This is a genomic window from Rhodococcus sp. (in: high G+C Gram-positive bacteria) (assembly GCF_049286785.1).
Classification (GTDB): domain Bacteria; phylum Actinomycetota; class Actinomycetes; order Mycobacteriales; family Mycobacteriaceae; genus Rhodococcus_F.
In genome coordinates this window covers 1-8,694 of record NZ_JBAQEO010000332.1, presented here as the reverse complement: position 1 = coordinate 8,694, position 8,694 = coordinate 1, and the positions used below count along the sequence as shown (strand labels likewise).

8 protein-coding genes are annotated in these 8,694 nt (G+C 67.5%); 4 read left to right on the top strand and 4 right to left on the bottom strand.

The features are described 5' to 3' along the window. From WAW17_RS12560 to WAW17_RS12550, 3 genes are all read right to left on the bottom strand, one after another. Window positions 1-335, bottom strand: a 335-nt coding sequence (locus WAW17_RS12560; RefSeq protein ID WP_422333300.1) for an acyl-CoA dehydrogenase family protein, incomplete at its 3' end; no start/stop codon positions are given. Window positions 336-446: 111 nt separating this feature from the next. Next, window positions 447-1,760: a uracil-xanthine permease family protein gene (locus WAW17_RS12555; RefSeq protein WP_422333299.1), complete on the bottom strand. Its 1,314-nt coding sequence runs from the start codon at window positions 1,758-1,760 to the stop codon at window positions 447-449. Window positions 1,761-1,830: 70 nt separating this feature from the next. Next, on the bottom strand, window positions 1,831-3,501 hold the full coding sequence (locus WAW17_RS12550) for a phosphoenolpyruvate--protein phosphotransferase (RefSeq protein WP_422333298.1): 1,671 nt from the start codon (window positions 3,499-3,501) through the stop codon (window positions 1,831-1,833). A gap of 196 nt (window positions 3,502-3,697) precedes the next feature. Between WAW17_RS12550 and WAW17_RS12545 the strand changes: the two genes are divergently transcribed. Genes WAW17_RS12545 through WAW17_RS12530 form a run of 4 tightly spaced genes read left to right on the top strand, consistent with a single transcriptional unit; the run spans window position 3,698 to window position 7,865 of the window. Then, window positions 3,698-4,465, top strand: a complete 768-nt coding sequence (locus WAW17_RS12545; RefSeq protein WP_422333301.1) for a DeoR/GlpR family DNA-binding transcription regulator — start codon at window positions 3,698-3,700, stop codon at window positions 4,463-4,465. Further along, window positions 4,462-5,442: a 1-phosphofructokinase gene (pfkB, locus tag WAW17_RS12540; protein ID WP_422333297.1), complete on the top strand. Its 981-nt coding sequence runs from the start codon at window positions 4,462-4,464 to the stop codon at window positions 5,440-5,442. Before WAW17_RS12545 ends, pfkB begins: the two co-directional genes overlap by 4 nt. Before the next feature lie 38 nt (window positions 5,443-5,480). Continuing rightward, window positions 5,481-7,550: a PTS fructose transporter subunit IIABC gene (locus WAW17_RS12535; RefSeq protein ID WP_422333296.1), complete on the top strand. Its 2,070-nt coding sequence runs from the start codon at window positions 5,481-5,483 to the stop codon at window positions 7,548-7,550. Window positions 7,551-7,607: 57 nt separating this feature from the next. Further along, a complete protein-coding gene (locus WAW17_RS12530; RefSeq protein WP_422333295.1) occupies window positions 7,608-7,865 on the top strand; it encodes an HPr family phosphocarrier protein in 258 nt (85 codons plus the stop codon). A gap of 13 nt (window positions 7,866-7,878) precedes the next feature. Here WAW17_RS12530 and WAW17_RS12525 read toward each other — a convergent pair. After that, window positions 7,879-8,694 (bottom strand): alpha/beta hydrolase (locus tag WAW17_RS12525; RefSeq protein WP_422333294.1); only part of this gene is annotated, 816 nt, incomplete at its 5' end.

Sequence of the window (8,694 nt, the reverse complement as noted above, 5' to 3'; positions counted from 1 at the left end):
AGCCAGCGCTGCTTCTGCTCGTCGTTGGTGAGCTCGAGCAGATACGGCGCCACGACGTCGTTGTGGAGGGTGAAGCCGATTCCGCTGTAACCACCCCGCGTGTTCTCCTCGGTGATGATCGCGTTGTACCGGAAGTCACGAACTCCGCCACCACCGAATTCCTCCGGCACCGCCGTACCGAGGAAGCCCTGCTTGCCGGCCTCGGCCCAGAGGCTCCGATCGACGATGTTCTGCTCTTCCCACTTCGCGTGGTTCGGTTCTGCGTGCTGGGCGAGAAACTTTCGGTACGACTCCCGGAACAGTTCGTGCTCCGGTTCGAACAGGGTGCGCTCCACGCCGACTCCTCATTTTACGATCAGGGTACGTCTCGCTCGAGGCTAGCGGCATCACCTCACCGTCGTGAATGACCCAGGCGATCGCGATTCGTGACCGAGCCGGTCACGCCCTTACGGTCTCCGGAATCGCGCGAGCGACCGCATGACCGGATAGGCGACGAGAATGCCCACCGAACCCCATGCGATACCGCCCAGTTCCACCGATCCGATGGTGAGCGTCAGGTTGCCGATGCCGGCGACCAGGGTGGCTGCGACCACCGTCAGGTTCAGCGGATCGGTGAAGTCCACCTTCGCCTCCATCCAGATCCTTACGCCGAGAACGCCGATCAACCCGTACAGCACCAGAGTGGCGCCGCCGATGACCCCGTCCGGGACGGTGAACACCAGCGCACCGAACTTCGGTGAGAAGGCGAGAACCACGGCAGTGGCGGCGGCGACCCAGTACGCGGCCGTCGAGTACACCTTCGTCGCGGCCATCACTCCGATGTTCTCCGCGTAGGTGGTGGTTCCGGAACCACCGCCGAATCCGGCGAGAGTTGTTGCCAGTCCGTCGGCAACCAGCGCGTCGCCGGCAACGTCGTCGAGCGAACGCCCGGTCATGGCCGCCACCGCCTTGACGTGACCGACGTTCTCCGCGACCAGCACGATCACGACGGGCAGCGTCAGCAGGATCACCGACCATTCGAACGCCGGGCCACGCATCTGAGGCACACCGAACCACTCGGCATCGCGAAGCGCTGTCACCCGTTCGTCGGCAAGTCCACCCACCAGCGCGGCGAACACCCATCCCAGGACGACGCCCACCAGGATTCCGAGACGGCCGAGCAGCCCGGGGCCGAGAACCGTGACCAGCAGAATCGCGAGGAGGGTGACACCGGCGATCAGCGGCTGCGATTCGAACGAGTCGACGGCCGTCGGTGCGAGGTTGAGGCCGATGAGCGCCACCACCGCACCCGTGACGACGGGCGGCATGACTGCATCGATGACCCGCGACCCGGCGATCTTGACCGCCAGACCCACGGCGAGCAGCAGCACACCGGTGGCCACCACCCCACCCAGCTGAGCGGCGGCACCCGAACTCTGTGATGCCGTCAGCGGTGCGATGAACGCGAAGGACGATCCGAGGTAGCTGGGAATACGTCCACGCGTGATCAGGAGAAACAGTGCGGTTCCGATGCCCGAGAACAGCAAGGTGGTAGTGACCGGGAACCCGGTGATCGTCGGCACCAGCAGGGTGGCGCCGAACATCGCGATGACGTGCTGCATTCCGATCCCGGCCGTGCGCGGCCAGGTCAGGCGCTCGTCGGGGGCCACCACGGCGCCGTCGGCGATCCGCCTGCCGTCACCGTGCACCGTCCAGCCGAACGTTGTGGTGCGGGCGGTGGCGCCGACGTCGTCGGGCGAGTGGGTTTCTCTTCTGCTCACAAGTCGCCAATAGTAGGCACCGAACGCGAGAAATCGCTGTGAAGGTGCGCATCCACATTCGGCCCGAGAGCTACCCGCCCAGGATCCGGGCGGCTGCGGCCCGCGCCTGCGCCGGGTCGGTGGTGGCGAGGACCTCGTCGGCAGCACGACGACACTCGTCCCGGGAGACCGACAGCACCCTCGCCCCGACACCGGAGACCGCGGCGCCGGCGCAGGAGAGCGATGTGACGCCGAGTCCGATCAACACACAGGCGAGCAGCGGATCGGCGGCGGCCTCGCCGCAGACCCCGACAGGTTTGCCCGCCACCATCCCTGCCTGCGCCGTCCGTGCCACGAGCGCGAGAACCGCGGGCTGCCACGGGTCGGTCAGCGCCGCGAGGTCAGAGGACATCCGATCGGCGGCCATCGTGTACTGGGCCAGGTCGTTGGTTCCGACGGACAGGAAGTCGACGTGCTGCAGGAGACGATCGGCCAGTAGCGCCGCGGACGGAACCTCCACCATCACACCAGGCGTCAATCCCCGTGCCCGGACCTCGGCACCGAAGGACCGGGCCTCCGCGGCGGTGGCGATCATCGGGGCCATCACCCACGGCTGGGACCGGGTCCGCTTCGCGGCCGCGGCAATCGCATCCAGTTGGCGGGACAGAATCCCCGGATTCTCTGCGGCGATCCGGATTCCGCGCACACCGAGTGCCGGGTTGGCCTCCGCGGAGTGGTTGGCGAAACGCAGCGGCTTGTCCGATCCGGCATCGAGGGTGCGGATCACCACTTTCCGTCCCTCGAACGCCTCCAGCACCTCCGCGTAGATATCGGCCTGTTCCTCGACCCCCGGTTCGGAATCGCGGTCGAGGAAACACAATTCCGTGCGGAACAGTCCCACGCCTTCGGCCGCCGTCTCCCGGGCCGACCGGGCACCCGTTCCGTCCTGGACATTGGCCAGGACGGACACCGCATGACCGTCGCTCGTGCGGCCGGGTCCTGTCCACGACTCGATTCGCGTGCGCTCGGCCCGACTGCGTTCCACACTCGCGCGGGCCGCATGCGGTTCCGGATTCACCACCAGGTCGCCCGCCGAACCGTCGAACAGCACGGGCGTTCCTGCGGCCACCGTGCCGAGGTTGCGCACCGCTACGACGCACGGTATCCCGAGCTGCCGGGCGATGATCGCGGTGTGGCTGGTGGGTCCCCCGAGCACGGTCGCGAGGGCGATGATCCGCGCCGGATCGAGACCGGCGGTATCGGCAGGAGCAAGGTCGGTGGCACAGAGTATCGAGGGCTCGACCGGTACCGGAATGCCCGGCTCGGGCAGTCCCGCGAGTTCACTCACCACCCGGTCCCGGATATCGCGCAGGTCGGTGACCCGTTCCGCCATCAGCCCACCCATGCGGGTGAAGAGCACGACGAATTGCTCGGTGGCCTCCACCGCCGCTTCGTCTGCGGGTGTCCCGGCCGCGATCAGCTTCTGCGCGGCCCCGAGCCAGCCGCGGTCGGTGGCCATGGCGGCGTTGGCCTGCAGTACTTCCGCGGCGGCACCGGACACTGCAGCCGCACGTTCCCGCAGTCGCTGCGCGACCACGGCGGCGGCGTTGTCGAAGCGGCTTCTCTCCTCGCCTCGAAGCGACTCCTGCACGCGCGGCGCGCCGGTTGCGACTTCGGGCCGTGGAGCCGGCCAGACCACCGGGCCGTAGGCGCCACCCGGCACGACGGGCGTACCTCGCACGATCTCGCGGTCTTCCGTCATCGGGTTCCTCCTGGCCACTTCGTGTTGTGTGTTCAGCCGGTTTACGGGGCGGCTATGTGACGAACATTACTCCCGACTCTTGACATGTCAATACATTCGGGCGTAAAACAACATAAAGCAACATTGCTTGTGATCCGAACCACAGTTCGTGTCAACGGCGAAGCTCACCCAGGAACACGCAGAGAACGGGGCGACGGTGTATCCGGAAGAACGTCAGCAGGCAGTCAGCACGCTGATCTCACAACGCGGCCGCATGTCGGTGGCAGACCTGTCCGAAACCTTCGGCGTCACCACCGAGACCGTGCGCCGCGACCTCGCCCTCCTCGAGCGGCTCGGTCACGTACGCCGCGTTCACGGCGGTGCGGTGCCGGCGGGATCCCTCACCGCCATCGAGCCCGGGATGGCCGAGCGCGATCACATCCGCGCGGAGCAGAAGGACCGCATCGCGAAACGCGCCGCAGAGTACCTCCCCGCGTCCGGCGGCAGTGTTCTCTTCGACGCCGGTACCACCACCGGACGCATGATTCCGGAGCTACCCACCGATCTGGATCTGACCGTGATCACCAACTCCATCCCGATCGCTGCACGTCTCGCGGCCCTCAATTCGGTCACCCTCCACATGCTCGGCGGCCGGGTCCGCGGCGTCACCCAGGCAGCGGTGGGACAGGAAGCGCTGCGCGTTCTCGACGTCCTCCGGGTCGATGTCGCCTTCATCGGCACCAATGCGCTCAGCGTGCGCCACGGCCTCTCCACCCCGGACACCGACGAAGCAGCGGTCAAGCGCGCGATGGTGCGCTGCGCCGATCAGGTCGTCGTGGTGGCCGACTCGTCGAAAGTGGGGTGTGAGCATCTCATGAGCTTCGCACCGATCACGAGCGTCGACGTTCTCGTCACCGACGCCGACCTCGGTACCGCCGACCGCGCCCAGCTGCACGACCAGGGAATCGAGGTGGTGATCGCATGATCGTCACGCTGACCGCCAATCCGAGCCTCGATCGCACCGTCAACCTGGAGGGCCGACTCCAGCGCGGGGGGGTGGCGCGGGCCTCGTCCACCACCACCGATCCCGGCGGCAAGGGCGTGAACGTCGCACGGGCCCTCACCGCGGCCCGGGTCGCCACGGTGGCGGTACTACCGGGCAATGACGGGGATCCCCTGCTCACCGCACTGGCCGAGCACCGCATCGAACACGTGACCGTCGCCTCGCCCGGTTCCGCCCGCACCAACATCACCATCACCGAACCGGACGGAACCACCACCAAGATCAACGAACCCGGCCTCGAGATATCCGCGCGATCGCTCCTCGACCTGCAGCGGGAGATCACCGAACGCGCTGCCCGCGCCGACTGGGTGGTGTTGGCGGGGTCACTCCCGCCGGGTGTTCCCACCGACTGGTACGCCACGCTGGTGGTGGCGCTTCGGTCCTCGTCGTGCAGGATCGCGGTCGACACATCCGACGGGCCACTTCTCGCCCTTGCGGACCGATTCCCCTTCTCCGCACCACATCTCGTCAAGCCGAACAGCGAGGAACTCGCACAGCTGACCGCGACCGACGGACGGTCGCTCGAAGATGCTGCACTGCGCGGTGACCCGACGGCTGCCGCACTCGCGGGCAGACAACTCGTCGACCGCGGAGTCGAGGCGGTTCTCGCCACTCTGGGCGCGGCGGGAGCGGTTCTCGTGACCGAAGCGGGAACCTGGTGGGCCACAACCCCACCCATCATCGCGCGGAGCACCGTCGGGGCAGGAGACTCCTCGCTTGCCGGCTATCTCGTGGCCCACACCTCCGGCGCCGGCCCTGCCGATTGCCTTCGATACGCGGTCGCCTACGGCAGCGCAGCCGCCTCGCTTCCCGGCAGCACCGTGCCCCGGCCCGAACACGTCGACCTGGACGCCGTCACCGTCACCGCTCTCAGTTCCGCAGCCCCCGATCCCGCCTGAACCAGCCCCCGATCCCGCCTGAACCAGAAGGACAAGACATGTCACAACCGATACCCGATCGCGATTCGGGGACGCAGATCATCACCGAAAGCCTGATCTCCCTGGATTCCGACCTCGGCACCACCAAGGAGGATGTGATCGCGGCGCTCGCCACGAGGCTGGCCGGGGCGGGACGCGCCACCGACGCCGACGCGCTTAGCGAGGCCGCCCTGGCCCGTGAATCGAAGTCGGCAACCGGACTTCCCGGCGGTATCGCCATACCCCACTGCCGAGCGGACGCGGTGGTCACGGCATCCCTGGGCTTCGCCCGCCTGGATCCCGAGGTCGACTTCGGTGCCCCTGACGGTCCCGCAGATCTCGTGTTCCTCATCGCCGCGCCCGAGGGCGCAGGCGCCGAGCACATGAAGCTCCTCACGTCCCTTGCACGCGCTCTGGTGCGCCCCGATTTCGTGGTCGCCTTGCGCGAGGCCTCGACTCCGGGTGACATCGTCACCCTCGTGAACGACGTCCTCTCGCCGGCGCCGGCTCCTTCCCCGGTCGCAGCGCCGAGCAAGGTGGAGACACCGAACGTCGCGGTTCCGGAACACGCCGCCGCACCGCAGCCGGAATCGACGGACACACCCCGGCACATCGTGGCCGTCACCGCGTGCCCCACCGGTATCGCCCACACCTACATGGCGGCCGACTCACTTGTTGCTGCCGGGAAACGCGCGGGCGTCACGGTCCATGTGGAAACGCAGGGGTCGAGCGGCAGCACTCCGCTGGCACCTCGGCTGATCGCGACGGCGGACGCGGTCATCTTCGCCACCGACGTGGGAGTCAAGGACAAGGAACGGTTCGCGGGCAAACCGGTGGTCGCCTCCGGTGTGAAACGCGCGATCAACGAACCCGATGCCATGATCACCGAGGCCCTGCGGGCCGGTATGAACCCGAATGCTGCCACCGTGCAGGGTTCCGCCGACACTCCTGCGGACGAACCGGCAGGATCGATCGGCTGGGGCACCCGCCTTCGGCAGGTGCTTCTCACGGGTGTCAGCTACATGATCCCGTTTGTCGCCGCGGGCGGCCTCCTCATCGCACTGGGGTTCCTGCTCGGTGGATACGAGATCTCCGGCCCTGCCGAGGACATCGTCCTGAACAACTCGCTCGGCAACCTCCCCGACGGGGGGCTCATCACCTACCTCGGAGCGGTGCTGTTCCAGCTGGGTTCCCTGGCGTTCAGCTTCCTGGTTCCGGCACTCGCCGGTTACATCGCGTTTGCGATCGCCGACCGCCCCGGTATCGCGCCGGGTTTCACAGCCGGTGCCGTCGCCGTTTTCGTCGGCGCAGGGTTCATCGGTGGCCTCGTCGGCGGTCTGATCGCCGGTGCGGTCGCGTTGTGGATCAGCAGGATCCGGGTGCCGCAGTGGTTGCGCGGATTGATGCCGGTGGTGATCATCCCGCTCTTCGCGACCCTGATCGTCGGCGCCCTGATGTTCCTGGTTCTCGGCCGTCCGCTGGCCGCCGTCACGTCCGGCCTGACGAACTGGCTCAACGGGCTGTCCGGCAGCTCCGTCATCTTCCTCGGGGTCATCCTCGGACTGATGATGTGCTTCGACCTCGGTGGCCCGGTCAACAAGGCTGCCTACGCCTTCGCGGTGGCGGGGCTGAGCGTCGACGATCCTGCCTCGCTGCGCATCATGGCAGCCGTCATGGCAGCGGGCATGGTTCCGCCGCTCGCGATGGCACTCGCCTCGACAGTGCTGCGCCCGAGTCTGTTCAGCGAGGCTGAGCGTGAGAACGGGAAGGCCGCCTGGCTGCTCGGCTCGGCGTTCATCTCCGAGGGTGCCATCCCGTTCGCCGCGGCCGACCCACTGCGGGTCATCCCCTCGATGATGGCCGGCGGCGCCGTCACCGGCGCCCTGGTCATGGCCTTCGATGTCAGCCTCAGCGCACCGCACGGCGGAATCTTCGTGTTCTTCGCCATCGGGAACCTGCTGTGGTTCCTGGCCGCCCTCGTCGCGGGCGTCGTCGTGGCGGCCGTGTGCGTCGTGTCCGCCAAGGAATTCATTCGACCGGGCGCCACCGACGCCGAACTCGACCCCGACACCCTGATCGCCGCAGCGTAGAACACCCACACTCCGGAACATTCACAAGCCGAAACCCCCTACACAAGGAGAAGAATCATGTCCAGCACCACCGTCACCGTCGGCTCGTCCATCGGTCTGCACGCCCGCCCTGCCGCCATCATCGCCGAAGCTGTGACCGAGGCGGGTGTTGCTGTGACCCTGTCCGTCGCGGACGGCGAACCGGTGGACGCCGGTTCTGCGCTGATGATCATGACGCTCGGTGCCGTCAAGGGCACCGATGTCACGATCACCACCGAGGATGCCGCCATCCTCGACACGGTGGCACAACTCGTGGCGGCCGACCTCGACGCCTAGCCCTGGTGCGCCGTCAGCTGGTCAGACCCAGCTGGCGGCCGGCCCAGTCCATTTCCTGTTCGAGGGCGGCTCCCCAGGTGGCGCCCTCGTGTCCGCCCGGGAGCTCGTAGTACCGCACGTCCAGACCGGCTGCGCGCGCAGCAGCGAACATACGCTGCTGCTGTGGGCGGTACTCGTCGTCTTCCGCCCCTGCGACGAACACCCCCGTCAGTCCCGGAAACTGATGCATCTTCAGCACGTCGGCAGGATTGACCGCCTCGAATGCGCCCTCGTCGCCGGCGAACGTGGCCGCCACCGTCGCGGCGTGATCACCCAGCGAAGGCTCGTCCTGACCCAGGAAGTCGAGAAAATTCGGATAGATCTCCGGATAGTTCACCGCGAGTTGAATCGAACAGGTTCCGCCGTAGGAGAATCCGCCGACAGCCCACTGCGCCGGATCTCGCGAGACCTGCAGCGTGTTTTCGATCCACTCCGGCACGTCGTGAGCGAGATAGGTGGCATCGTTCCCCAGCGCCGAATCCTTGCACAACGGATTCGCATCCGCCGAACCCAATGCGTCGACTACCACCACGACGGGAGCAAGTCCGTGGTGCCGTGCCGCGTACTCGTCCACCGTCGAGCCGAGGCGTCCACCGGTGAACCAGTCCTCGGGTCCCCCCGGCTGGCCGGCGATCATCACCATCACCGGAAGCACCGCGCGCGGTGAGGTGAGATACGCCGGCGGGAGGTACAGCACTGCGGGACGCGCGGCGAAGCCCGATCGGACGCCGGGGATTTCCACTTCCGTCACCACCCCCGCCGCAGGGGTGCGCACCGGTCTCTTCCACAC